Raw genomic sequence first — 23,533 nt, 5'->3', positions numbered from 1 at the left:
AGCCCTCGCAGCCGTTCTGGCTGCGAGGGCTTTTTTGTTGATCAGAGAGATCAGGCCAGCGCGCGTTGGACGGCGGGGCGCTCCAGCATGCGCGCGGTGTGCGCAGCCACCTTGGGAAACAGCGCAATGTCCACGCCATCCGACTTGAGCCACGAGGCAATGGTGAACAGGTAGGCATCGGCCACCGAATACGCCTCGCCCAGTACCCACGGGCCTTGCAGGTAGTGGTTCTCGATGACGGAGAAGGCCTCGGACATGGTCTGCGGCACCTTGCGCTGCATATCGGCGATGGAGCCGGCCTCATCGGCCCAGCGCCCGGCGCGCCGCCCATGGGCGTGATTCACGTGCACGGTGGAGGCCAGGTAGCTGTTGAACTCCTGCATGCGCGCCAGCGCGAACGGATCGTCCAGAGGGGCGAGCTTCGCGGCCGGGAAACGCTGGGCGATGTAGAGCAGCAGCGCGGTCGTCTCGGAGAGCACACCCTGCTCCGTCACCAGCGTGGGCACGCGGCCCTTGGGGTTGATGGCCAGGTACTCGGGGCTGCGCTGCTGCTGATTGGCAAAGTCCAGTGTCACCAATTCATGGCCGGCGTCGGCCTCCTGCAGGGCAATGTGCGCGGCCAGGGAGCAGGTACCGGGGGCGGAATAGAGTTTGAGCATGGTTGCGTGGTGAAGTAGTAAATCAGTACAAACCGCGGGTGCGGGCCATCAGGCGTGCCAGGCCCAGCAGGGCGGCGGTGTGCGGGGTCGGTGTATCGGTGATCTGGCCCAGCTCATGCACCGCGCCCACCAGGGCGTCGATCTCCACGGGCTTGCCGGCCTCCACGTCCTGCAGCATGGACGTCTTGAAGGCGCCGAGTTTGCGCGTCACGGCGTGGCGGTCCTCGGGCTGCTGGTCGATGGGCAGGCCCAGCTTTTCGCCGATGGCCTTGGCCTCCAGCATCACGGCCGAGACGAAGCCGCGCACCAGCTCGTCGTCCAGGATGCGGTCGGTGGTGGCGCCGGTGAGGGCGCTGATCGGGTTCACCGTGAGGTTGCCCCAGAGCTTGAACCAGATGTCCTTCTGGATGTTCGTGGAGACCTCCACGTCGATGCCGCCGCGCTGCAGCGCGTCGGCCAGGGCCTGCAGCCGCGTACTGGCACTGCCATCGGGCTCGCCCACGATCAGCCGGTTGCCGAAGTGCTGCTTGACGAAGCCCGGTGCCTCCAGCGAGCAACTGGTGTGCACCACGCTGCCCAGCACCTGGCCTGCGGGGATGGAACGGGCGATGGCACCGCCGGGGTCCACCGATTCCAGCGTGCGGCCTTGCGCCGCGCCGCTGCAGCCACCCAGGAACCACCAGGGCACGCCGTTCATCGCGGTCAGCACGACCGTCTGGGGGCCGATCAGCGGGGCCATGGCGCGCGCCACCTCGGGCAGGCCCGGCGCCTTCACGGCCACCACCACCAGGTCCTGCACGCCCAATGCGGCCGTGCTGTCGCTGGCGCGCACGGAGGCGTGCACCACACTGTCATCGGGGCGGCGCAAGCGCAGGCCGTGTTTCTCAAGGGCCGCCAGCGTGGCGCCGCGCGCCACCATGCTGACCTCGCTTCCCGCTTGCGCCAGGGCCAGCCCGATCCAGCCGCCAATGGCGCCGGCGCCGTAGATACATGCTTTCATCGTTGCATTGCTTTCCATATCGAAGGGTGTTCAGTATCCGTTGGGCATTGCGGCTGGGGCGTCCGCGCGAAAGCGCGCCAGCAACTGCCGGGCCGCACTGGCCAGCAGCATGGTATCGACCCCCACGGCCACGAACAGCGCGCCCGCTGCCAGCCACTGGCGCGCCTGTGCTTCGTTGGTGGCCAGGATGCCCGGCGCCTTGCCCGCGCGCAGGATGCGCGCAATGCCCTCGGTGATCGCGGCCTGCACGTCGGGGTGGCCGGGGTTGCCCGGGTGGCCCATCGATGCGGACAGGTCCGCCGGGCCGATGAAGACCCCATCCACGCCGGTTACGGCGGCGATGGCATCCAGGTTGTCCATGGCCTGCACCGTCTCGGCCTGCACCAGCAGGCACACCTGGGCATTGGCCTCGTGCACGTAGTTCGGGTAGGCCTGCCAGCGCGAGGAGCGCGCCAGGGCGCTGCCCATGCCGCGCACGCCCTCGGGCGCATAGCGCGTGGCGCGCACCAGGTCGCGGGCCTGCTCGGCGGTGTCCACCATGGGTACCAGCAGGGTGGTGGCTCCAATGTCGAGGTATTGCTTGATCAGCGCCGTGTCGCCTACGGGCACGCGCGCAATCGCGTGGGGTGGTTGCGCGCCAGCGGGTAGCGCACTGGTGGCGCTGGCCATGGCCTGCAGCAGGTGCAGCTGCGAGCGCAGGTCGTTGGGCGCGTGCTCGCCATCGAGCAACAGCCAGTCGTAGCCCGTGCCGGCGAGGATCTCGGTGCTGTAGGCATCGGCCAGGGCCAGCCACAGGCCGATCTGCGCGCGGCCTTGGGCCATGGCCTGCTTGAAGGGGTTGATGGGGGTTTGCATGCGTGCGTCTCTTTCTGGCTCTGGTGCAAGGCCGCCATCGTACGGGTTGTGCACACCCTGCGGCGGGCGTGCGCCAATTGCCCCGGCAATGCGCCTTGGCGGGGCTGGCCGGTATAGTCACCAGCCTGCCTTCTGTTTGTCCCCATTTCCCACGCCATGGCCAAAGAAAAAACCGTTTTCACCTGCACCGAATGCGGCGGCACCAGCCCGCGCTGGCTGGGCAAGTGCCCCGCCTGCGGCGCCTGGAACACGCTGATCGAGCAGGTGGCCGAGGCCGGGCCGGGCAAGAACCGCTACAGCGGCGCGCAGTTCGCGGGCCTGAACCAGGCGCAGGCGGTGATGCCGCTGTCGGCCATCGAGGCCAGCGACGTGGAGCGCACGCCCAGCGGCATCGACGAGCTTGACCGGGTGCTGGGCGGCGGCATCGTCGAGGGGGGCGTGGTACTGATCGGCGGCGACCCAGGCATCGGCAAATCCACCTTGCTGTTGCAGGCGCTCGATGCGCTGCAGCGCGCGGGCCTGCCCACGCTGTACGTGACCGGCGAGGAAAGCGGTGCCCAGGTGGCGCTGCGCTCGCGCCGGCTCGGGCTGGACCACAGCCAGGTCAATGTGCTGGCCGAGATTCAGCTCGAAAAGATCCTGGCCACCATCGAATCCATGCAGCCCGCCGTGGCCGTGATCGATTCCATCCAGACGGTGTACTCCGACCAGCTCACCTCGGCCCCGGGCTCGGTGGCCCAGGTGCGCGAATGCGCGGCCCACCTCACGCGCGCGGCCAAGTCCTCGGGCGTGGCCATCGTGCTCGTCGGCCACGTCACCAAGGAAGGAGCGCTTGCCGGCCCGCGCGTGCTCGAGCACATGGTGGATACGGTGCTCTACTTCGAGGGCGACACGCACAGCCAGTTCCGCCTGGTGCGCGCCATCAAGAACCGCTTCGGCGCGGTCAACGAGATCGGCGTGTTTGCCATGACCGAGAAGGGCCTCAAGGGCGTGAGCAACCCCAGCGCCATCTTTCTGAGCCAGCACAGCGAGCCCGTGCCGGGCAGCTGTGTGATGGTGACGCTGGAGGGCACTCGCCCGCTGCTGGTGGAGATCCAGGCGCTGGTGGACAGCGGCGGCCCCAGCCCCCGGCGCCTGTCGGTGGGCCTGGACAAGGACCGGCTGGCCATGCTGCTGGCCGTGCTGCACCGCCACGCGGGCGTGGCCTGCATGGACCAGGACGTGTTCGTGAACGCGGTGGGCGGCGTGCGCATCAGCGAGCCGGCGGCCGATCTGGCCGTGATGCTGTCCATCACCTCCAGCCTTCGCGGCAAGGCGCTGCCGCGCGGCTTCCTCGCGTTTGGCGAGGTGGGCCTGGCGGGCGAGGTGCGGCCCGCACCGCGCGGGCAGGAGCGGCTCAAGGAAGCCGCCAAGCTCGGCTTCAGCGTGGCCGTGGTACCCAAGGCGAATGCGCCCAAGAAGCCTATCGAGGGGCTCACCATCCACGCGGTGGAGCGCGTGGAAGAGGCGATGAACGTTGTGCGCGAAATGGGCTGAGAGGCAGCCAGGCGGGGCTCACGCCCTGCCTTCGCGCGCGGCCGTTACCGGCCTGCGTTCAGAAGGATTCCCAGTCGTCGTCCGAACCCTTGGCTTGCTTGGGAGCGGGTGCGGGTGCTGCACGGGGCTTGGGTGCCGCAGTTGCAGCGGGTGCCTGCAGCTTGCGCGGCGCAGAAGCTGCCGTGGTGCCCGCGACCTTCCTGGCTTCCGGCGCCGGGGCAGGGCGGGCTGCCGCCGGAGCACGCGCAGGTGCCGGCTTGGGTGCCGGTGCCTGGTAGCCCACATTGAACACCGACACCACCTCGGCCAGGCGCTGGGCCTGATCGCGCAGCGACGAGGCGGCGGCGGCGGATTCCTCGACCAGCGCGGCGTTCTGCTGCGTCATCTGGTCGAGTTGGGTCACGGCCACGTTCACCTGGGCAATGCCGTCACGCTGTTCGGACGAGGAGGCGGTGATCTCGCCGATCAGGTCCGAAACGCGGCGCACGCTGCTGACGATCTCGTCCATGGCCTGGCCGGCCTGGGTGACCTGCTCGGATCCGGTCTCCACCGATTCCACCGACGCCGTGATCAGGCCCTTGATCTCCTTGGCCGCCTCGGCGCTGCGCTGCGCCAGGCCGCGCACCTCGCTGGCCACCACGGCAAAGCCCCGGCCCTGTTCGCCGGCCCGGGCCGCTTCCACGGCGGCATTGAGCGCCAGGATATTGGTCTGGAAAGCGATGCCGTCGATGGTGCCGATGATGTCGGCGATCTTGCGCGAGCTGTGGGTGATGGTCTGCATGCTGGTCACCACCTGGGCCACCACCTCGCCACCCCGACCGGCGGCCTGCGCGGCCGTGCTGGCCAGCTGGTTGGCCTGGCGTGCGGTGTCCGCCGACTGGGTCACGGTGGCGGTCAGCTCCTCCATGCTGGCGGCGGTTTCTTCCAGGTTGGCGGCGGTCTGCTCGGTGCGCGACGAGAGGTCGTGGTTGCCGGTGGCGATCTCCACCGAGGCGTTGGACATCGAATCCACGCCGCTGCGCACTTCCGACACCAGGCCGCGCAGCTTGGCCGCCATTTGCGAGACCGAGCGCAGCAGGTGGCCGAACTCGTCCTGGCGGTCATCCGAGGACTGCACGGTGAGGTTGCCACCGGCAATGGCGTCGGTCAGCTGCACCGCATCGTTCAGCGGCCGGGAGATCGAGCGCACCAGCAGGAAGGAAAGTGCCAGTCCCAGCAGGAACACCACGGCCTGGATGGTCCAGGCCAGCGCGCGGGCACGGGCCATGGCGCCTGCAGCCTCCTGCTTGGCCGTGTCGCGCTGCGACTGCTGCAGCTGCACGAAGGCTTCCAGCGAATCCACGTAGCGGCCGATGGCGCCCAGGTATTTCGACTCCACGAAGGTCTTGAAAGCGGCAGCATCGCCGGCCAGCTTGATCTCGCGGGCCTGCTTGTTCAGCGCCAGCACATTGGTGCGTTCGCTGGCCACGCGCTCCAGCGCAGCTTTGTCGGCGGGGCTGGTGGCCAGTTCCACCACCTTGGACTGGATGCCGGAGATGCCGGTCACGCCTGCCTTCACGCGTGCGTCGAACAGCGTGGTCAGCTCCGCATCGGGCGTGGAATTGCTGGCCAGCACGCGCTCGCCCGTGGTTTCGGTCGCGCCTTTCCATTGCTGGGCCAGGGAGATGCGCTGTTCGAACGCCTCCAGCGACGCCAGCGTCTGCGCCATGACCTGCGAGGCCTGGTATTGCGACCAGAGGGAGACCAGCAGCATGGCACCCAGCAGGCCCACGATAGACCCCCAGAGCTTGGGGGAAAGGCGTATGTTGTCCAGTTTCATGGCTTGTGCTTGCGCAGGCGTCACCCGGCGTATCAGGTTGTATCAACTGGCGAGGGTAAACCGCAGCGCACGGTTGCGCCATACGCCAGCCATCCGTATGCATTTGATGTAGCGTTTGCACAACGAATCTGCAGCCCGGGCCATGCTGGTGCGGCCTGCGCGGGTTTTGGGCGCCCATCGGCGGGCAGTACCCGCAAGACCTGCGGTCTTCACGTACGGCGGCACGCGCTGGCCATATGACAATACCGCCCATGAATTTGCGCAATATGTTTGTTCCGCTCGCTGCCGTGGGTGCCCTGGTGTTCGGTTTTGTGTCCTATGGGTGGCCCGGCGTGGCCGCTGTGGGGGGCGGGCTCCTGATGTGGGCGCTGCTGCACTTCACGCGCCTGATGACTGTGCTGAAAAAAGCGGCAGACAGGCCTATCGGTCACGTGGGCAGCGCCGTCATGCTCAACGCCAAGCTGCGGGCCGGGGTGAACCTGATGCATGTGGTGGCCATGACGCGCTCGCTGGGACAGCTGTTGTCGGACGATGGCGCCCAGCCTGAGCTGTACCGCTGGACGGACGGCAGCCGCTCGTTCGTGACCTGCGAGTTCAAGAACGGCAAGCTCGTGAAGTGGGAGCTCGTGCGCCCGGCGCAGGAGGAAGAGGTGCCGCCCGCAGTTGCCCCAGTGGCCGAGGTGCCGCCAGCCCCGTAAAATCGCTCTTTTGCGACCCACAGCAATTCAAAGGACACCCATGAGCCCCGTAGTTCCCTCAATGGCCGACCGTGACGGCAAGATCTGGATGGACGGCCAGATGGTGGATTGGCGCGACGCCAAGATCCACGTGCTGAGCCACACCCTGCACTACGGCTGCGGCGCGTTCGAAGGCGTGCGCGCCTACAAGACCGCCGACGGCACGGCCATCTTCCGCCTCGAAGAGCACACCGACCGCCTGTTCAACAGTGCCAAGATCCTGCGCATGAAGATCCCCTTCAGCAAGGAAGAAGTGAACGAGGCGCAGAAGGCCGTAGTGCGCGAAAACAACCTGGAGTCGGGCTATCTGCGCCCATTGACCTGGATCGGCTCGCAAAAGCTCGGCGTTTCGCCCAAGGGCAACCAGATCCACCTGATGGTGGCCGCCTGGGCCTGGGGCGCCTACCTGGGCGAAGAGGGCATGCAGCGCGGCATCCGCGTCAAGACCAGCAGCTACACCCGCCACCACGTGAACATCACGATGACCCAGGCCAAGGCGGTGAGCAACTACACCAACTCCATCCTGGCCAACATGGAAGCGCTGGACGACGGCTACGACGAAGCCTTGCTGCTGGACAGCAGCGGTTTCGTGAGCGAAGGCGCGGGCGAGAACATCTTCGTGATCAAGAACGGTGTGATCTACACGCCCGACCTGTCGGCCGGCGCCCTGAACGGCATCACCCGCAACACCGTGTTCCACATCGCCAAGGACCTGGGCCTGGAGATCGTGCAAAAGCGCATCACGCGCGACGAGGTCTACATTGCCGACGAAGCCTTCTTCACCGGCACGGCCGCCGAAGTCACGCCGATCCGCGAGCTCGACCGCATCGAGCTCGGCAGCGGCAGCCGAGGCCCGATCACCGAGAAGATCCAGAGCGCCTTCTTTGACATCGTCAACGGCCGCAATCCCCAATACGCCCACTGGCTGGCAAAGGTCTGAACCATGTCCCAAGCTGCGATCGAACTGCTGGCCAAGGACTTGAACGCCCAGGGCGGGGTCTTCTGCCCGAGCCCCAAGGCGGACATGAAAATCTGGAACAACCACCCCAAGGTCTATCTGGACGTGGCCCGCAGCGGAGAGGCCAAGTGCCCCTACTGCGGCACGGTGTACCGCCTCAAGGCGGGCGAGCACGTGCACGCTGGCCACTGACGGATGTCGGCGGCCGCTGGCGACGCGAAGGTGTCGCCCACGCTCACGGTGGCGGTGCTCACGCACAACGAAGCGCACCGTATAGAAGCCTGCCTACGCAGCGCCGCTTTTGCCCACCAGGTGCTGGTGGTTGACAGCGGCAGCACGGACAACACCGTCGCCCTGGCCCAGGGCCTGGGTGCAGAGGTCCATTCCTACCCCGACTGGCAGGGCTTTGCCGTGCAGCGCAACCGCCTGCTCGCCCATTCGCGGGGTGACTACGTGTTCTTCCTCGATGCCGACGAGATCATGACCCCGGCCTTCCAGCAGGAGCTGCAGGCCATCGTGCGCTCGGGCGCACGCGGCGTGTGGACCATCCGCTGGCGCATGGTGGCCTTTGGCCAGGAGCTGCGCTATTTTCTGTCGCAGTCGCGCATCGAGCGATTGTTCGTGCGCTCCATGGTCCGTGAGTTCACGGGCGTGGTGCACGAGCAGGCGCAGCTGCACCCCGAACCTGGTGGTGTGGCCGTGCCGCGCCATCTGGTACGCGCCCGCTTGCTGCACTACACCCGCAACTCGGTGCGCACCAGCCTCGAAAAGCTCACCCAGTATGTGATGCTGGGCGCCGCCAAGCGGGCCGAGGCGGGCAAGCGCGGTGGCGTGCTGCGCGGCTTGGCCTCGGGCGGCTCGATGTTCCTGCGTCTGTATGTGTTCCGCCTGGGCTTCCTGTGTGGGGGCGCGGGCTTCCTGTACTGCCTGTTCGTGGCGCTGGAGGGCTTCTTTCGGTATGCCGCCCTGCACTACGACCGCGACAGCCTCACCGGCCGGGTGATACGGTGATGGTCAGGTCCTACCGCTGGTTCGGGCGCTGCGCGAGCATCGGCGCATTCATGGTGCCTGGCCTGGCCCTGTGGCTGCCCTCGGGCTATTCCTATGGCGCGGCGCTGCTGCTGCTGGCGGCGCTGGCCAGCGCGCCAGTGTGGTGGAAGCGCCCCGCCCCCCGCGCCGCCTGGTGGCTGCTGGCCGCCTTTTCGTGCATGGCCGCCCTGTGGCTGCTTGACGTGGGCGCCACCTGGGGCTGGGGCAGCATGGACCGCCCGGTCAAGTACCTGCTGGCGCTGCCGTGCATCTTCTACCTCATGACGTTCGAGCCGCGCGCCTCCTGGCTGTGGATGGGCGTGGCGGTGGGCGCCGTCGGCAGCGGCCTGGTGGCCATCTACCAGATTGGCGTGCAGGCGCTGCCGCGCGCCAGTGGCTTCACCAATGCCATCCAGTACGGCAACCTGAGCATGCTGCTGGCCGTGATGAGCGGCCTGCTGCTGGTGGTGCAGTGGAAGCGCTGGGTGGCCTGGCAGCGGCTGCTGCTCACGGCCGCCATCGTGCTCGGCGCGGTGGGCTCGGTCCTGTCGCAGTCGCGCGGCGGCTGGCTGGCGCTGGTGTTGCTGTTGCCCGTGTGCGCCTGGCTGCTGGTGCGCACCACGGGCCAGCGCCGTGTGTACTGGGGCCTGTGTGCCCTGGCGCTGGCCGCTGCGGCCCTGTCGCAGGTGCCGGCCGTCGAGCAGCGCGTGGACGAAGCGCGCCAGGAGGTGCAGACCTACCAGCAGCGCGGTGATGGCCGCAGCTCCGTGGGCCAGCGCCTGGCCCATTGGCACTTGGCCTGGCAGATGGGCTGGGACCGGCCGTTCACCGGCTGGGGTCGGGCCGGCTACGAGCAGGAGAAGGCGCGCCGCGTCGCCGCTGGCCTGGCGCACCCCGTGGTGCTCGAATTCGGCCACGCGCACAACGAGGCGCTGGACCTGTTCGCCAAGCGCGGCCTCCCTGGCGTGCTGCTGCTGCTGGCGTTCTACGGCATTCCGCTGGTCATGTTCTGGCCCACGGCCCGGCGCATCCGCGACGGTGCGGGCAAGATGGACCGCGAATCGCTCTCGCTGTGCCTGGTGGGCGTGATGCTGCCGCTGTCGTACATCGGCTTCGGCCTGACCCAGGTCTTCTTGGCGCACAACAGCGGCAACATGTTCTACCTCTTCATGTGCCCGCTGGTGCTGGCGGCCCTGCATGAGCGGCGCGCCCGCATCGGCTGCGGCCGCCCCTTCTGACGACAGGTATCCTCCATTCCATGCACATCCTGCTGGTCAACAACTCCTCCATCCCGGTGTACGGCTACGGCGGTACCGAGCGCGTGATCTGGGACTTGGGCAAGACTCTGGTGCAGTTGGGCCACCGCGTGAGCTACCTGGTGCCCGAGGGCTCGAGCTGCGACTTCGCCCAGGTGCTGCCGATCAAGCCTGATCAGCCCTGGGACAGCCAGATCCCGGCCGACGTGGACATCACCCACTTCCAGTTCAACCCGCGCAGCGAACCCTCGCGCCCCTACCTCGTCACCGAGCACGGCAACGCGCGCAAGCCCAAGCCGCTGCCGCTGAACACGGTGTTCCTCTCGCGCAACCATGCCGCGCGCTATGGGTCGACCGAGTTCGTCTACAACGGCCTCGATTGGTCGGCCTATGGCCCGGTGGATTTCGAGCGCCCGCGCTCGCACTACCATTTCCTGGGCAAGGCGGCCTGGGGCGTGAAGAACGTGGCCGGTGCCATCAAGGTCGCCAAGCTGGCGGGCGTGGAACTCGACGTGCTCGGCGGCAACCGCATCAACTTCAAGCGCGGTTTTCGCTGGACGCTGTCCCGCCGGATCCATTTCTTCGGCATGGTCGGCGGCCAGCAGAAGAACGAGCTGCTTAACGCCTCGCGCGGCCTGATTTTCCCCGTGCGCTGGCACGAGCCCTTTGGCCTGGCGGTGATCGAAAGCCTGTACTTCGGCTGCCCGGTGTTCAGCACGCCCTACGGCGCGCTGCCCGAACTGGTTCCTGCCGAGTGCGGCAGCCTGTCGGCCAGCGCCAGCGAACTGGCCGAGGCCGTGCGTGCCCACAAGGCCGACCCGCGCGCCTGCCACGCCCATGTGCAGCAGCACTTCAGCGCCGAGGCCATGGCACGCGGCTACCTGCGCTACTACGAGCGCGTGCTGGCCGGCGAGGTGCTGCACCGCGAGCACCCCGTTATCCAAGGCACGGCCCGCGACCTACCCTGGACGCGCTGAGCTTCTTGCTTCAGTGCGTAGCGCCCACGCGCGCGCAGGCCTGCTTCCATTCCTCTTCGAGCAACGCCATCAGCGCAGCGGCGGCCATGGGCCGAACCGCCTCCACGCCCTGGCCAGCCCACAGCGACAGGTAGTCGGCCCGGCCGGCCTCGTTCGACGCCTTGCGCAGGGCGCCCGTGAAGGCGTTCTGCACGGGGTAGGGCGGCACGGCCGCCTCATCGGTCTGCAGCCGGTCCATCAGCGCGTTGACGATGCCACGTGCGTGGCGCCCTGTCAGGGCGCGCGTGGTGCGCGTGTCGGTGCCCTTGGCGCTGGCCAGCGCCTGGCGGTAGGGGGCGCCGATGCCCGATTCGTCGCAGGACAAAAAGGCCGTGCCCATCTGCACCGCTTCGGCCCCCAGCGCCTGTGCGGCGGCGATGCCGCGTCCGTCCATGATGCCGCCGGCCGCGACCACTGCCACGCCGCGCGGCTGCAGCGCATCCACGCAGCGCGGCACCAGGGCCATGGTGCCGATCATCGAAGAGGCGAAGTCCCCGAGAAAGGTACCCCGGTGACCACCCGACTCCATGCCCGAGGCGCAGACGGCGTCCGCCCCCACGTCGGCCCAGGCCACGGCCTCGGCGACCGTGGTCGCGGTGCCGATCACATAGCAGCCTGCAGCGTGCAGGCGTTCCACCTGCGCGGCACTGAGGATGCCGAAGGTGAAGCTCGCTACCGCCGGGCGTGCGGCGATCAGTGTGTCGAACTGCGCCGCGAAGTCCTCGCACCAGCGCGCGGGTACGGCCGGCTGTTGGCCGAACTCGGCGTACAGCGGGGCGAGCCGCGCCACGGCGGTGTCCACCGTGGCCGCGTCGGGCGCGGGCGTGTCCTGCACGAAGAGGTTCATGCAGAACGGCCGGTCGGTGCGCCTGCGCACCTCGGCAGCCGCCTCGGCCATGGCTGCAGGTGAACGCATGCCACAGCCCAGCGAGCCCAGGCCGCCAGCCGCGGAGACGGCAGCCGCCAGGGCCGGGGTGTCGGAGCCGGTCATGGGGCCCTGGATGATGGGCAGGCGCAGTGAAAGGGCGGTGCGAAGGCTGCGGTCGGTCATGGCGGACTCCTTGGGGGAATTGAAAAGCGGTCAGGCTGCGGAAAGCAGCGCCTGCTGCAGGGCATCGAGCGCGCTGGAGCGGTAGCCCTTGCGCCAGGTGAGCAGGGTGTCGATACGGGTGATCGGCTGGTGGCTCAGCAGCCCGGCGTGGGGCGTCATGGCCAGCACCGAGCGCGGCACGATGCCCGCGCAGCTGCCGGCGGCCACGCAGGCCAGAATGGCGTGGTACGAGCCCAGCTCCAGCACCTGCATGGGCTGCGGCCGGGGAGCGAACCAGTCCTGCCCGATGCGGCGGTAGGTGCAACCCGGCTCGAAGACCGCGAGCGTGCCGGGCTGTACATCCTGGGGGCCGGCAACGACAGGGTGGCCGGCGGGCAGCACCAGCAACAGGTCTTCGGTGAACACAGGCCGGGTTTCGAGCGCCGGGTCCGGGGCCTGGCCCGGCGGCCACGCCACCAGTACCGCATCGAGCGCGTGTGCGCGCAGCCGCTCCACCAGCTCGCGCGTGGGTGCGGTCGACAGCTCCAGCGCCACGCCCGGCCACTGGCTGTGCAGGCGTGCCAGCGGCACAGGCAGGCGGCTCGCCGCCGTGCTCTCCATCGAACCCAGGCGCAGGCGCCCGCCGGGTGGGCCTGGACGCACTGCCTGGCGCGCTTCCTCGGCCAGCGTCAGCAGCCGGTCGGTATAGCCCAGCAGCACCTGGCCCTCGGGCGTGAGCGCCATGCGCTTGCCTTCGCGCAGGAACAGGGGGGTGCCCAGGTCCGCCTCCAACTGGCGCACCCGGGTGGTCACGTTGGACTGCACGCGTCCCAGCCGATCGGCCGCGCGCGTGACGCTGCCTTCGGCCGCCACGGTGCGAAAGATGTCCAGGGCCGCAAGGTCCAGCAAGGGTGAAGAAAATTCAATCATCTTAAAAAAGTATGAATTACAAAAATTCAATCTCTTGGTAAGATGATATGCAACGGCATCTGCCGTGGCAACTCTTTCCGGTATCTCCCGCATGGACCAGGTGTCTTCCCCCTCCCCCGCCCGCGTGCACAGCGCTGACATGGCGCCTTTGCGGGTCGCTCTGGCCGGCATGGTCGCCCTCGCGGTCGCCATGGGCATCGGCCGCTTCGCCTTCACCCCGCTGCTGCCCATGATGCTGCACGACGGCGTGGTGGACATCGCCACCGGCAGTTGGCTGGCCACGGCCAACTACGCCGGCTACCTTGCCGGGGCGTTGCTGTACATGGCCCTGCCGTGGCTGGGCCGTCGCCTGGGCGCAGTCCCGGGCAATGCGGCCCTGGCGCGCGGCGGGCTGGTGGCCACCGTGCTGCTGACCGGGGTGCTGGCCTTTCCCTGGCCCGCATCGTGGCCCCTGCTGCGCTTTCTGGCGGGTATCGCGAGTGCCCTGGTGTTCCTGGGGACTGCCAACTGGTGCATGGGCCAGCTCACCCGGTTGGGGCGGCCCCAGCTCGCCGGCCTGATCTTCTGCGGGCCGGGGCTAGGCATCGTGGTGACCGGCCTGCCCACCGGTGCCATGGTCGCTGCGGGCTGGAGCGCGGCGGCGGGCTGGGCCACGTTTGCCGCACTGGCGGCGCTGCTGTGCGCCGGGATCTGGCAGGTATTGCGGGGTGGCGAGGCGCAGGCCCATCCGGCGGGGGCACCCGCCGCTGCCGCCGTGCCTGCGCCGGCGGCGTTGCGGGCACTGCATGCCTTGGCGTATGGCCTGGCGGGCCTGGGCTACATCGTCACCGCCACGTTCCTGCCCGTCATCGCGCGTGCTGCGCTGCCGGCCGGCTCGGCCTGGCCCGACCTGTTCTGGCCGGTGTTCGGCGCCGGCGTGGCCCTGGGCGCCTTTTTGTCCACGCGCATCGCACCCCACCGCGACCGCCGCTGGCTGCTGGCCGGCGCCTACCTGCTGCAGGCGGTGGGCATTGCGCTGGGGCTGCTGTGGCCGGGGCCGGCGGGCTTTGCCCTCGGCAGCCTGCTGCTGGGAGTGCCGTTCACGGCCATCACCTTCTTCGCCTTGCAGGAGGCGCGGCACCAGTGGCCACAGGCGGGCGCGGGCTTCACCGGGCTGCTCACGGCGCTGTATGGCATCGGCCAGATCGCTGGGCCGCCCATGGCGGCCGCGCTGCTGGCGCAGGCAGGCTCGCGGGCGCAGGGTTTCGACTGGGCGCTTGGTGTAGCGGGCTCGGTGCTGGTGCTGGGCGCCGCGCTCTACGCCTTCATGGCGTGGCGCTGGAAGAAGTGACCGGTAGCCGCAGCACGAAGCACGCACCGCTGGCGCCATCGGGCCGGTCTTCGCAGAACACCATGCCACTGTGGCGCCCGGCGATCGAGCGCACCAGCGACAAGCCCAGGCCCACGCCGCCCGCGCGCTCGCTGGCGCCCGGCAGGCGGTAGAAGGGCTCGAAGATGCGTTCGCGCTGGTTGGGTGGAACGCCCGGGCCATGGTCGCACACGCGCACCTCGGCATGGCCCTGGCGCCGGTGCACGACCACGCTGACCTCGCCTGTGCTGTAACGCCGCGCGTTCTCCAGCAGGTTGCGGATGGCCCGGCGCAGCAGCTTGGAGACGCCGCGCACGTCCACCGCATCGGGGCTGGCGCCCACGTCCAGGTCGGCGTCCACGCGCGCACATTCCTCGGCCGCCAGGCCCACCAGGTCGACTGTCTCCACCGTGCCCACATCGGCCTCGCGCGCGTCCAGGCGGCTGGCCAGCAGGATCTCGTCGACCAACTGGTCGAGCTCGGCGATGTTGCGCAGGATCTCGGCGCGGAACGTCGGCGAGGGCTGCTGCCCGCCCATGAGCTCCATGCCCATGCGGATGCGCGTGAGCGGCGAGCGCAGCTCGTGCGAGGCGTTGGCCAGCAGCGATTTGTGCGACTTGACCAGGGTCTCCACCCGTTCCGCTGCGGCATTGAACTGGCGCGCCAGGTCGGCCACTTCGTCCTGGCCCTGCTCGGGCACGCGCACGGAGAGATCGCCTTCGCCAAAGTGCTTGACGCTGCGCTGCAGCGCCTCCAGCCGCAGGGTCAGGCGCCGGATGATGGGGTACACCCCCGCCGCCACGGCCAGGCCCACGATGCCCAGCAGCCACAGGAAGCCAAAGGGCGGGCGGGTCCAGAAGGCCGCGTCGCCCTGGTTGGGACCGCTACCGGGCCGCCCGCCGATGCGGGGCTGGCGCGGTGCCATCTGCAGCACAAAGGCCTGGCCGGTGTCGGATTCGATGTGGAACTCCACGTTCTCGCCGGGCTCCGACGGCTGCCGTGTCGCAGGCCCCTGAAAGACGACATCGCCCTTGGCATCGCGCAGCACCATTTCGCGCGAGGGCGGTACGAAGGGCTGGTTGTTGCTCGCCTTCTGCTCCTCGGCAATGCGCCAGGCCCAGCCCACGACCAGCGTGAGCACGGCGATGCCGCCGACCACGGCGAGCCAGATGCGCAGGTACAGGCGCCGGGCAAAGGGGTTGGAAAGGCTCACCGGGCTTCAATCCTGCTGTTTGGCGAACACGTAGCCCACGCCGCGCACGGTGAGGATGCGGCGCGGGTTCTTGGCATCGACCTCGATGGCCGCGCGGATGCGGCCCATGTGCACGTCGATGGAGCGGTCGAAGGCCTCCAGTTCGCGGCCGCGCACGGCCTCCATGATCTGGTCGCGCGTGAGCACGCGGCCCGCGCGCTCGGCCAGCGCCACGAGCAGGTCGAACTGGTAGGAGGTCAGGTCGGCCGGCTGGCCGGCCACGGTGACGGTGCGCGCATCGCGGTCTATCTCCAGTGTGCCAAAGCGCAGGGCCTGGGCCACCGGCGTACCGCCATCGGTGCGCCGGCGCAGGATGGCGCGGATGCGCGCCAGCAGCTCGCGCGGCTCGAACGGCTTGGGCAGGTAGTCGTCGGCACCCAGCTCCAGGCCGATGATGCGGTCCATCGGGTCGCCCTTGGCCGTGAGCATCAGCACCGGCACCTGCGCAGCCGGGCCCTGCAGCGAGCGGATGCGGCGGCACACCTCCAGGCCGTCCATGTCGGGCAGCATCAGGTCCAGGATCACCAGGTCGGGCAGGGCGGCGGCGTCTGGCCCCTGGAGTTGCGCCAGGCCGCTCTTGCCGTCGGCGCGGTGCGTCACCACCAGGCCGGACTGGCCCAGGTACTCGCCCACCATCTCGGCGAGGCGGGTGTCGTCTTCGATCATCAGCAGTTGGGAGCTCATGGGGTCAGTGTAGTAGCGGCCTGCCCATGGTCGCGCAAAGGCGTCACAAGGTGTTGAAGCGCCTGTAAAGCTCCCGTAAACCTGCTGCCTGTGCCATCGGCTGCATTGCTATGCAATGCATAGCAAAAAATCGTCTATCTGTGGTTAGTGCCCACGATTTCGACCCGAGACGCCAGCCATACCAGCACCAGCACGGGCACACCCAGTAGCGCGGTGGCCGTGAAGAAGTGCGCGTAGCCGAACCCATCCACGTAGCGGCCCGAGAAGCCTGCGATGAACTTGGGCAAGAGCAGCATCAGCGAGCTGAACAGCGCGTACTGCGTGGCCGAGTAGCTCACGTTGGTCAGGCTCGACAGGTAGGCGATGAAGGCCGCCGAGGCGATGCCGCTGGCCAGGTTGTCGGCTGAGACCACGGCGATCAGCGCCGTCACATCGTGCCCATGCCCCGCCAGCCAGGCAAACAGCAGGTTGCTGCCCGCGCTGAGCACGGCGCCCAGCATCAGGATGCGCATGACACCGAAACGCATGGACAGCACGCCGCCCACGAAGGCGCCCACCAAGGTCATCACCACCCCGTAGATCTTGGTCACGGCCGCGACTTCGTCCTTGGTGAAGCCCATGTCCACGTAAAAGGGGTTGGCCATGATGCCCATCACCACATCGCTGATGCGGTACACGGCGATCAGGGCCAGGATCAGCGCCGCATGCCAGCCATAGCGGGTGAGGAAGTCGGCGAACGGGTCCACTACCGCACCCTTGATCCACTCGGCCGCGTTCTTTGCTGGTGGCAGCACGACCTGCGCGGGCTCGCGCGAGAACAGCACCGTGACGATGCCCACCGCCATCGACGCCGCCATGGCCAGGTAGGCCACCTGCCAGGCGCCGTTCTGGTAGGCAGCCGCGCCCTGTGCCACGGCCTGGCCCACGGCGGGTGCCACTTCGGCGCGTGCGGCTATCCACAGCACGCCCGCGCCGGCCCAGATCATGGCCAGGCGGTAGCCCGTCTGGTACGAAGCGGCCAGGGCCGCCTGGTGCCGTGCGTCGGCCGACTCGATGCGAAAGGCGTCGAGCGCAATGTCCTGCGTGGCCGAGCCGAAGGCCACGGCCAGCGCGCACCAGACGATGGGGCCCAGCATCTCGCGCGGGTCCGCCAGGGCCATGCCGACCAGGCCGGCCACCACCACGGCCTGCGACAGCAGCAGCCAGCTGCGCCTGCGGCCCAGCCAGCGGGTGAGCAGGGGCAGGGGCATGCGGTCCACCAGCGGTGCCCAGACCCACTTGAAGCCATAGGCCAGGCCCACCCAGCTCAGGTAGCCGATGGTGCTGCGGTCGATGCCCGCTTCGCGCAGCCGAAAGCTCAGCGTGCCCAGCACCAGCAGCAGCGGCAGGCCGGCCGAGAAGCCAAGGGTGAGCATGCGCAGGCTCGCAGGCTCCAGGTAGACGCGCAACGTCTGCAGCCAGGTGGGCCGGGGGGCGTCGGTCGACGCGGCAGATACGGCCGTAGCGGTCGGGATAGGGGAGGTGTCTGACATGGGTACCTGGGTTTTTGTCTATTATTCCTGCATGTGCATGCTTTGCCCCTCTCCTTCCGCCGCGCCATCATCGATGTGGTCCGCGCGCCGCGCATTTCTACTGGCGGCGGGGGCGGGCGCCATGGCCCCGGCCATCGCCCAGGTGGACGTGGGCACCTCCTCCACCCTGCGCAAGCTGATACCGGCCGAGACGCTGGAGCGGTCCGCCGCGCAGCAGTACCAGCAGATGCTGGAACAGGCCCGCGCCAAGCGCGCGCTCGCGCCCGATGACTTTCCACAGCTGCAGCGCCTGCGCGTGATCGCCCAGCGGCTGATCCCGCACACCAAGCCCTGGAACGAGCGCGCAAGCCAGTGGCGCTGGGAGGTGAACCTGATCGGCAGCAAACAGATCAACGCCTTCTGCATGCCCGGTGGCAAGATCGCCTTCTACACCGGCATCCTCGACCAGCTCAAGCTCACCGACGACGAAGCCGCGATGATCATGGGCCACGAAATGGCCCACGCGCTGCGCGAGCATGCGCGCGAGCGCCTGGCCAAGACCCAGGCCACCAACATTGGCCTGCGCCTGGGCTCGCAGCTGCTGGGCCTTGGTGACCTGGGCAATGCCGCCGCCAGCCTCGGTGGGCAACTGCTCACACTGCAGTTCAGCCGCTCGGACGAAAGCGATGCCGACCTGGTGGGCCTGGAGCTGGCCGCGCGCGCGGGCTACCAGCCCGATGCGTCGGTGAGCCTGTGGAAGAAGATGGGCAGCGCCACGGGCAGCAAGCAGGGAGGCCTGGCCTTTTTGTCCACCCACCCTTCGGGCCCGGCACGCATCCAGCAGCTGGAGCTCAACGTGCCCAAGGTGCAGAAGCTCTACGAAGCTGCGCGCAAGGGTTGACGGCTGATCAGCCTGCCGTGACGCGGTTGCGGCCGTTGTTCTTGCTTTGGTAGAGCGCCTGGTCGGCCCGTGCTATGGCCGCCTGCAGGTCGTCGCCATGGGCCACCTGCGCTACCCCGAAGGACATGCTCAAAGGTACCGGCTGGCCCTGGCAGTCCATCTGGATCTGCTCCATCGCCATTCGGATGCGCTCGGCGACTTCCATGGCGGACGCCTGCGGGCTCGCCGGCATCAACGCCAGGAACTCCTCGCCGCCCCAGCGCGCGATCACGTCGCTCTCGCGCAGGTTGCGCGCGAGCACGCCGGCCACGGTCACCAGCACGCGGTCACCCATGGCATGGCCGTGGCGGTCGTTGACCTGCTTGAAATGGTCGATGTCGCACAGCAGCAGTGCCACCGGTTCGCCGGTGCGCTGGGTGCGGTTCAGCGTGTGCCCGGCCAAGGTGTGGAAATGCGCGCGGTTGTTCAGCCCGGTCAGCGCATCCAGCGTGGCCTGCTTGAGCAGCCGGTTTTCGGCGATGAGGATGGTGCGGCGGTAGAACGCCGCCAGCGCCGCAAACATGCCGAAGACGATGCACACGTGGATGGCGTTGACCACCTGCTGGCCCTTGCCGGCCAGGGGAGCGAGGGCGCCCCAGTGGTCGCAGGCAAGGCGCAGGCCCAGGTAGTAGGTCAGCAGTGCCAGCACGATCGGTACGGCGTAGCGGCCCGAGTTGGCAATGACCACAGCCGGAATGAAAAGCAGCAGGTAGTAGTGAAAGCCGCTGTCCCAGCCCACCAGCAGCGAGCCCAGTGCCGAGTGGAAGATCACCTCCAGCCAGATCAGCGAGATGCCCGCCGTGTTGCTCCGCCGCTTGATGAGCGCGTAGGCGCCCAGGTACATGCCGATGCTGGCCAGGTTGACCAGCGCCAGCGGCACCGAGCCCAGCCAGAGGAAGAGCAGGATGTAGCCGCAGTCAATGGCTGCGGCCGTCAGCGCCACCCGCTGCGCCATGGCCCAGTAGGCCTTGCCAGCAACGCTGGAGCCGCGCTGTGGAATGGCGAAGGGGCGGGGAGGATGGGCGGTGGGAACGGTGCTTGCAGGGGATGCCATGGCGGGACGATGCCCGGCACGCGCCTCCGACCGCCGGGATTGTTAACAGAATGTCACATCTTAAAAAGTTGCAATGCAGCGCATCGCCGGATCAGGCGGGGCAAAGCATCCCAGTTCTACGTTACCCGCAAAGGGAGGGACTCAGGTGCCGCCGACGTAGGGATTGCTCTTGCGCTCGCGGCCGAAAGTGCTCTCCGGGCCGTGGCCGGGAATGAACACCGTCTGGTCCCCCATGGGCCACAGGCGCCCGGTGATGCTGTCGATCAGGTCCTGGTGGTTGCCCTGTGGGAAGTCCGTGCGCCCGATGCTGCCCGCAAACAGCACATCGCCCACGAAGGCCCGGTCGATCTGCGGCGCGTGGAACACCACGTGGCCCGGCGTGTGCCCCGGGCAGTGGCGCACGTGCAGCGTCTCGTTGCCGATCTGCACGGTGTCGCCATCGGCCAGCCAGCGCGTGGGCGTGAAATGCTGCGCGGGCGGAAACCCGAACATCGCGCTTTGATCCGGCAGCGCATCGATCCAGAACTGGTCCCCGGGGTGCGGCCCCACGATGGGCAGCGACAGGCGCTCGGCCAGTTCGCCCGTGCCGCCCGCATGGTCAATGTGGGCGTGGGTGAGCCAGATCTGGTCGAGCGTGAGGCCCAGGCGCTCCACCTCGGCCAGCAGCACGTCGAGGTCACCGCCGGGGTCGACGATGGTGGCCTTGTTCGTGGCGTCGCACCAGAGGATGGAGGAGTTTTGCTGGAAGGCGGTGACGGGGACGGTGAGGTAGTGGAGCATGGGTGGGTATTGGTTGTTGCTAACAGAGAGTGGCTTTTGCAAACAATGCGTGGCCAAGTTCCAAACAGAGAGTGGCTTGTTGTTGCCGAAAAAGACTTGGCGAGGCCAGCAGCTTCCATCAAATTGTCATACGGCGGGTTAACTCAATCGCGCAGAACCTAGACTGCGCGCACATGGCCTATACGAGTACTGCAAACGTCCGCACGTCTTCTGCCATCGGAGTATTCCGCAAGTACCTGCTCAAACGGACTGCTAGAACCAACCACCTCACAGAACAGCATCATGATGGAGGCGAGCACGAGATCGTCAGGAGATCCAACGACCTCTCGCCGGTCCTCCCTTCGCGCCAAAGGAGCAACTTGCAACATTCCCTGATGCGCCCTCCGAGGACGGAACGCTCCAAGAAAGCGCGGGATTCCGCAAGGTATTGGACTGTGCAGTGGACTGCCTTCCAGCTGTCCAAGCCCTTTGATCCACATCCAATGGGCTGCACGTCCACGGCTGGGCAACAAGCCCTTCTCAATTGGGGTCCTGCATCATCAAAAAACGGTTTGTGCAAGGTGTAGGCTCTGGGCCGGCTTTGATGAGGTGCGACTGACTTTGGGCGTGATAGGCATCGCGCAGATGATGCTAGCGATGCGGATGTTGAAGGCGTAAGCCCATGTACAGGCCGAGAATGGCTCAGAAATGCGCCAACAAACCCCATGTGCTCCCGAACCAACTCTACAACAGCGCTGGCGGAAGATGCGGATCAGTGACGCAGGAGGGGGTTGGACCGCATGCTCGTTGAGAGTTTCCACACAGCCTCGTCCGATTGATCAGATGCTCATCGTTTGCGACCTGGGAATGTCCAAGCGAGTTGATCTATGTGTCCAGTTCACTCCGCTCCTGCCGTCCAACTGAAATCTCCCGACTGTTCAGCAGTGACCGAAATACGCACATCTTTTCGTGTCAGAGTCTACTTCTATGGTCTCAACCGATGATGGGACCTTGCTGGTGATCATTGGGGAGTCGGGTGGGCGCGAGACGCTAAGCGCTTTCGGTGCGAAAGATATCTACTTTAGTCTCTAGGCATTTTCGAAGGGTCAGGTCATTGGCGCCTACTTCAAACCATCCGCCCGGTTTCTGGAAGAAATCCAGGCCTCGGCCAATTTTCACAACCCATCCGTTGTCTATGCGAATTTCGCGATCATGCATGTTGGGATTGAGCTTCACCTCCAATTCAACATCAAGCTCCAGAAGACTCTGCTTGAGTTCATCGAGCTTCTCAGCGATCTCTGAAAGCTGCGTTTTGTCATCGTATCCAGTGATCAGATGAATCTTCTTCACCGTGTTAGCTTTCAGAACAGTCTCGCAGAAGCGCACGAAATTTTGGATCTGATGCTGTAGACGAATGTACGGATCTTCGATGACAACCGCCTTAGCTCCTTGAAGATACCGGCCAAGTATTGATTCATAGCTGTGGCCAGTGTCACCGTACAAAATGGTGAAGTGCTGCTCTTTAAGTTCGCTGGCACTCGGTGTCTGAGTTGGCGTCGTCGTGATCGGCGCGGTCATAGCCACGACTGCGGCGTTGGCACTGGGTTTAGCGCTCTCTAGAGGGGGCGCAGATGCAATTTCCGTGGCAGCGGACAACAGATCTCCCGAATGGCTGAGCCGCCGCCGGGCAGGCTGCTGGGTTGCCGAAGCGTCTTTCGACTCTGGGCAATAAACAACAACCTCTTCGCCACTTGACCTGAAGAAGGACAGGTTAATGAGTGCGAATTCGTCATCAGGCTTGCGCTTGTTCATCTGTTCCTTGACTCGGCGGCGGCACTCTGTCGCATACGCCACGTACTCCTCGAATTCGAGATCTGTAGGTGGTGCATGTGGGTGCAGGATCTTTAGGAACGCACACACAGTCTTTTTGATCCCCTTCTCGTCGCGTCCTTCAATAGCCTTGCCTAGTCGAATTCGCTTGCTGACCTCCTCGTACCGATTTGTGTGCTTGAACTGATAGTGGAATGCTTCGGCCAGATAGTCGGTGATGAATCCGTATTTGTTGGTCAGGAACTCGCTGCTGTTCTTTGGCATTTCCCAGCCGGGGATGTAGGCTGCAAATCGGTCCATCACTGCTAGGTCAAGTTCGGCTGGTAGCGGCTGAAAAAGGTCAAACTCGTTGGAGTTCACCACTTGCTGAACCGAGAGGTCGATGTTGCCCACAAAACTCAGGCTGGCGTCAGCTATGACCTCAGCGCCTCGCGAAAAGCGCCCGTTGGCCATGAAGTCCTTCATGATCTGGATCGTGTCGGGATCACGCACTTTTATTCCACCGACTTCGTCAAACGCTACGGTGTCCCAGTACCCAACCAACCCTACTTTGCGACGAGCGTTGTTATAAAAAAGCGTGGCTTTCGTCGCCTGGCCACCTGAGATCAATGTGGCGTAAGGAGAGAACTCACTGAAGAAGTAGGATTTACCGGTCCCACGCGGTCCAAGTTCTATGTAGTTGTAATTCGGCTCAACCAGTGCCGCTAGCCTGGCAATGAAGTGCATTTGCACGCGTTTCGATAGCTTGCTAGGTTCCAGACCAACTGACCTGAGCACAGCGGAAATCCATTCGTCGCGTGTAAAGGCCGCACGCCCTTCCGTGTAGCGTTCGAAGTCGAATCGAGAGAGCTGGATGGGCCGCAGGTCTTCAATCGAGAAGGCATAGTCGTCTTCGTCAATATCGTTGTGCGCCAGCGTGACTTCTGCCCAAATGCCGCCTTCCAGCAGGCGATCATTGTCTCTGTAGAACTTCTCGCCGATGGCAATGCGCTGCGAATTGAAATTCTCGAGAGATGCCCAGTGACGCTTTTCCTTCTCCACATAGCGCACGTGGACCTTGTCAATGAACCGATGTTTGCCTTTGGTCGCCACTTTCGACTGCGCGGCATTGGCCTCGTCCGGCCGCACATAGTTTTCCTGCAGAGACGATAGCACCGCCTCCATTCCTGCGTCCATCTCTGCCTGATCATTGCTGGCGCAATACTTTGCGAGCAGAAACTCCAAGACAAAGGTAGGGACGTTGGTTCCTTTCTTGATCCGGTGCAATAAGTCCTTGCGCAGCACCTTCCCGTCGAAGATTTCGTTCAGCTTCTTGTCCAGTTCGTCCATC

The 23,533-nt window shown here is 66.5% G+C and carries 22 protein-coding genes; 9 read left to right on the top strand and 13 right to left on the bottom strand.

Annotation, left to right across the window (positions count from 1 at the left end; translation table 11 throughout):
• Positions 1-50: 50 nt before the first annotated feature.
• The 3 genes from ASE31_RS15305 to ASE31_RS15295 are packed head-to-tail and all read right to left on the bottom strand — an operon-like array spanning position 51 to position 2,514.
• Positions 51-659, bottom strand: coding sequence for a glutathione S-transferase family protein (locus tag ASE31_RS15305; RefSeq protein ID WP_057202668.1), 609 nt, complete (start codon positions 657-659; stop codon positions 51-53).
• 22 nt (positions 660-681) lie between these two features.
• Positions 682-1,659, bottom strand: coding sequence for a 2-dehydropantoate 2-reductase (locus ASE31_RS15300; protein ID WP_057202667.1), 978 nt, complete (start codon positions 1,657-1,659; stop codon positions 682-684).
• Positions 1,660-1,689: 30 nt separating this feature from the next.
• Positions 1,690-2,514 carry an aldolase/citrate lyase family protein gene (locus ASE31_RS15295; protein WP_057202666.1) on the bottom strand — a complete coding sequence of 275 codons (825 nt, stop codon included), beginning with the start codon at positions 2,512-2,514 and terminating at the stop codon, positions 1,690-1,692.
• Positions 2,515-2,670: 156 nt separating this feature from the next.
• Here ASE31_RS15295 and radA point away from each other — a divergent pair, with 156 nt between their 5' ends.
• Positions 2,671-4,050: a DNA repair protein RadA gene (gene radA / locus ASE31_RS15290; protein ID WP_057202665.1), complete on the top strand. Its 1,380-nt coding sequence runs from the start codon at positions 2,671-2,673 to the stop codon at positions 4,048-4,050.
• Positions 4,051-4,108: 58 nt separating this feature from the next.
• Here radA and ASE31_RS15285 read toward each other — a convergent pair whose 3' ends face one another.
• Positions 4,109-5,869, bottom strand: coding sequence for a methyl-accepting chemotaxis protein (locus ASE31_RS15285; protein WP_057202664.1), 1,761 nt, complete (start codon positions 5,867-5,869; stop codon positions 4,109-4,111).
• A 251-nt stretch (positions 5,870-6,120) separates the two neighbouring features.
• Here ASE31_RS15285 and ASE31_RS15280 point away from each other — a divergent pair, with 251 nt between their 5' ends.
• From ASE31_RS15280 to ASE31_RS15255, 6 genes are read left to right on the top strand one after another with little or no spacing between them, the layout of a single operon-like run.
• Complete coding sequence (locus tag ASE31_RS15280) at positions 6,121-6,567, top strand: hypothetical protein (protein WP_057202663.1); 447 nt, start codon at positions 6,121-6,123, stop codon at positions 6,565-6,567.
• 40 nt (positions 6,568-6,607) lie between these two features.
• Entirely contained in the window at positions 6,608-7,546 is a 939-nt protein-coding gene (locus ASE31_RS15275) for a branched-chain amino acid transaminase (protein ID WP_057202662.1), read from the top strand.
• A 3-nt stretch (positions 7,547-7,549) separates the two neighbouring features.
• Positions 7,550-7,756, top strand: coding sequence for a zinc-finger domain-containing protein (locus ASE31_RS15270; protein WP_057202661.1), 207 nt, complete (start codon positions 7,550-7,552; stop codon positions 7,754-7,756).
• A gap of 3 nt (positions 7,757-7,759) precedes the next feature.
• Positions 7,760-8,575, top strand: a complete 816-nt coding sequence (locus ASE31_RS15265; protein ID WP_057202660.1) for a glycosyltransferase family 2 protein — start codon at positions 7,760-7,762, stop codon at positions 8,573-8,575.
• Positions 8,575-9,831 (top strand): O-antigen ligase, encoded by a 1,257-nt coding sequence (locus ASE31_RS15260; protein ID WP_057202659.1) that lies wholly within the window; start codon positions 8,575-8,577, stop codon positions 9,829-9,831. Before ASE31_RS15265 ends, ASE31_RS15260 begins: the two co-directional genes overlap by 1 nt.
• 20 nt (positions 9,832-9,851) lie before the next feature.
• On the top strand, positions 9,852-10,826 hold the full coding sequence (locus tag ASE31_RS15255; protein WP_057202658.1) for a glycosyltransferase: 975 nt from the start codon (positions 9,852-9,854) through the stop codon (positions 10,824-10,826).
• 10 nt (positions 10,827-10,836) lie between these two features.
• Here ASE31_RS15255 and ASE31_RS15250 read toward each other — a convergent pair whose 3' ends face one another.
• Together ASE31_RS15250 and ASE31_RS15245 are read right to left on the bottom strand one after the other, a co-directional pair.
• Positions 10,837-11,916 (bottom strand): nitronate monooxygenase family protein, encoded by a 1,080-nt coding sequence (locus ASE31_RS15250; RefSeq protein ID WP_057202657.1) that lies wholly within the window; start codon positions 11,914-11,916, stop codon positions 10,837-10,839.
• Positions 11,917-11,946: 30 nt separating this feature from the next.
• Positions 11,947-12,825, bottom strand: a complete 879-nt coding sequence (locus ASE31_RS15245) for a LysR substrate-binding domain-containing protein (RefSeq protein ID WP_200961117.1) — start codon at positions 12,823-12,825, stop codon at positions 11,947-11,949.
• A gap of 91 nt (positions 12,826-12,916) precedes the next feature.
• Here ASE31_RS15245 and ASE31_RS15240 point away from each other — a divergent pair, with 91 nt between their 5' ends.
• Positions 12,917-14,155, top strand: coding sequence for a YbfB/YjiJ family MFS transporter (locus tag ASE31_RS15240; RefSeq protein ID WP_157412502.1), 1,239 nt, complete (start codon positions 12,917-12,919; stop codon positions 14,153-14,155).
• Here the strand turns inward: ASE31_RS15240 and ASE31_RS15235 are convergent.
• The 3 genes from ASE31_RS15235 to ASE31_RS15225 all read right to left on the bottom strand — a co-directional run bounded on the left by ASE31_RS15235 (position 14,130) and on the right by ASE31_RS15225 (position 17,641).
• A complete protein-coding gene (locus ASE31_RS15235) occupies positions 14,130-15,386 on the bottom strand; it encodes an ATP-binding protein (RefSeq protein WP_057202656.1) in 1,257 nt (418 codons plus the stop codon). The genes ASE31_RS15240 and ASE31_RS15235 overlap by 26 nt on opposite strands.
• 6 nt (positions 15,387-15,392) lie before the next feature.
• Positions 15,393-16,109 (bottom strand): response regulator transcription factor, encoded by a 717-nt coding sequence (locus tag ASE31_RS15230; RefSeq protein ID WP_057202655.1) that lies wholly within the window; start codon positions 16,107-16,109, stop codon positions 15,393-15,395.
• 134 nt (positions 16,110-16,243) lie between these two features.
• Positions 16,244-17,641, bottom strand: a complete 1,398-nt coding sequence (locus ASE31_RS15225) for an MFS transporter (protein ID WP_057202654.1) — start codon at positions 17,639-17,641, stop codon at positions 16,244-16,246.
• Between the two features lie 73 nt (positions 17,642-17,714).
• On the opposite strand from ASE31_RS15225, the gene ASE31_RS15220 reads away from it, so the two are divergent.
• Positions 17,715-18,521, top strand: coding sequence for a M48 family metallopeptidase (locus ASE31_RS15220; protein ID WP_235514490.1), 807 nt, complete (start codon positions 17,715-17,717; stop codon positions 18,519-18,521).
• A gap of 7 nt (positions 18,522-18,528) precedes the next feature.
• Here ASE31_RS15220 and ASE31_RS15215 read toward each other — a convergent pair whose 3' ends face one another.
• The 4 genes from ASE31_RS15215 to brxL form a co-directional block, all read right to left on the bottom strand.
• Complete coding sequence (locus ASE31_RS15215; protein WP_082604168.1) at positions 18,529-19,614, bottom strand: GGDEF domain-containing protein; 1,086 nt, start codon at positions 19,612-19,614, stop codon at positions 18,529-18,531.
• Positions 19,615-19,755: 141 nt separating this feature from the next.
• Positions 19,756-20,394 (bottom strand): MBL fold metallo-hydrolase, encoded by a 639-nt coding sequence (locus tag ASE31_RS15210; protein WP_057202653.1) that lies wholly within the window; start codon positions 20,392-20,394, stop codon positions 19,756-19,758.
• Between the two features lie 158 nt (positions 20,395-20,552).
• Positions 20,553-20,762: a DUF1810 family protein gene (locus ASE31_RS33125; RefSeq protein ID WP_162261397.1), complete on the bottom strand. Its 210-nt coding sequence runs from the start codon at positions 20,760-20,762 to the stop codon at positions 20,553-20,555.
• Between the two features lie 661 nt (positions 20,763-21,423).
• Positions 21,424-23,532, bottom strand: a complete 2,109-nt coding sequence (gene brxL / locus ASE31_RS15205; protein ID WP_057202652.1) for a BREX system Lon protease-like protein BrxL — start codon at positions 23,530-23,532, stop codon at positions 21,424-21,426.
• Between the last annotated feature and the right edge of the window lies 1 nt (position 23,533).

The organism is Acidovorax sp. Root217, from assembly GCF_001428645.1.
In the GTDB taxonomy this organism is placed as follows: Bacteria; Pseudomonadota; Gammaproteobacteria; order Burkholderiales; family Burkholderiaceae_C; genus Acidovorax.
The sequence above is the reverse complement of the archived record's forward strand: the minus strand, read 5'-3'. Positions and strand labels throughout refer to the sequence as shown.

Coding starts and splice junctions, on each gene's coding strand:
- ASE31_RS15270 (WP_057202661.1), top strand. CDS start 7,550: ATGTCCCAAGCTGCGATCGAACTGCTGGCCAAGGACTTGAACGCCCAG.
- ASE31_RS15210 (WP_057202653.1), bottom strand. CDS start 20,394: ATGCTCCACTACCTCACCGTCCCCGTCACCGCCTTCCAGCAAAACTCC.
- ASE31_RS15275 (WP_057202662.1), top strand. CDS start 6,608: ATGAGCCCCGTAGTTCCCTCAATGGCCGACCGTGACGGCAAGATCTGG.
- ASE31_RS15265 (WP_057202660.1), top strand. CDS start 7,760: ATGTCGGCGGCCGCTGGCGACGCGAAGGTGTCGCCCACGCTCACGGTG.
- ASE31_RS33125 (WP_162261397.1), bottom strand. CDS start 20,762: ATGTTGCAAGTTGCTCCTTTGGCGCGAAGGGAGGACCGGCGAGAGGTC.
- radA (WP_057202665.1), top strand. CDS start 2,671: ATGGCCAAAGAAAAAACCGTTTTCACCTGCACCGAATGCGGCGGCACC.
- ASE31_RS15280 (WP_057202663.1), top strand. CDS start 6,121: ATGAATTTGCGCAATATGTTTGTTCCGCTCGCTGCCGTGGGTGCCCTG.
- ASE31_RS15220 (WP_235514490.1), top strand. CDS start 17,715: ATGTGGTCCGCGCGCCGCGCATTTCTACTGGCGGCGGGGGCGGGCGCC.
- ASE31_RS15285 (WP_057202664.1), bottom strand. CDS start 5,869: ATGAAACTGGACAACATACGCCTTTCCCCCAAGCTCTGGGGGTCTATC.
- ASE31_RS15300 (WP_057202667.1), bottom strand. CDS start 1,659: ATGAAAGCATGTATCTACGGCGCCGGCGCCATTGGCGGCTGGATCGGG.
- ASE31_RS15260 (WP_057202659.1), top strand. CDS start 8,575: ATGGTCAGGTCCTACCGCTGGTTCGGGCGCTGCGCGAGCATCGGCGCA.
- ASE31_RS15250 (WP_057202657.1), bottom strand. CDS start 11,916: ATGACCGACCGCAGCCTTCGCACCGCCCTTTCACTGCGCCTGCCCATC.
- ASE31_RS15255 (WP_057202658.1), top strand. CDS start 9,852: ATGCACATCCTGCTGGTCAACAACTCCTCCATCCCGGTGTACGGCTAC.
- ASE31_RS15230 (WP_057202655.1), bottom strand. CDS start 16,109: ATGAGCTCCCAACTGCTGATGATCGAAGACGACACCCGCCTCGCCGAG.
- ASE31_RS15245 (WP_200961117.1), bottom strand. CDS start 12,825: ATGATTGAATTTTCTTCACCCTTGCTGGACCTTGCGGCCCTGGACATC.
- ASE31_RS15225 (WP_057202654.1), bottom strand. CDS start 17,641: ATGTCAGACACCTCCCCTATCCCGACCGCTACGGCCGTATCTGCCGCG.
- ASE31_RS15240 (WP_157412502.1), top strand. CDS start 12,917: ATGGACCAGGTGTCTTCCCCCTCCCCCGCCCGCGTGCACAGCGCTGAC.
- ASE31_RS15215 (WP_082604168.1), bottom strand. CDS start 19,614: ATGGCATCCCCTGCAAGCACCGTTCCCACCGCCCATCCTCCCCGCCCC.
- ASE31_RS15305 (WP_057202668.1), bottom strand. CDS start 659: ATGCTCAAACTCTATTCCGCCCCCGGTACCTGCTCCCTGGCCGCGCAC.
- brxL (WP_057202652.1), bottom strand. CDS start 23,532: ATGGACGAACTGGACAAGAAGCTGAACGAAATCTTCGACGGGAAGGTG.
- ASE31_RS15295 (WP_057202666.1), bottom strand. CDS start 2,514: ATGCAAACCCCCATCAACCCCTTCAAGCAGGCCATGGCCCAAGGCCGC.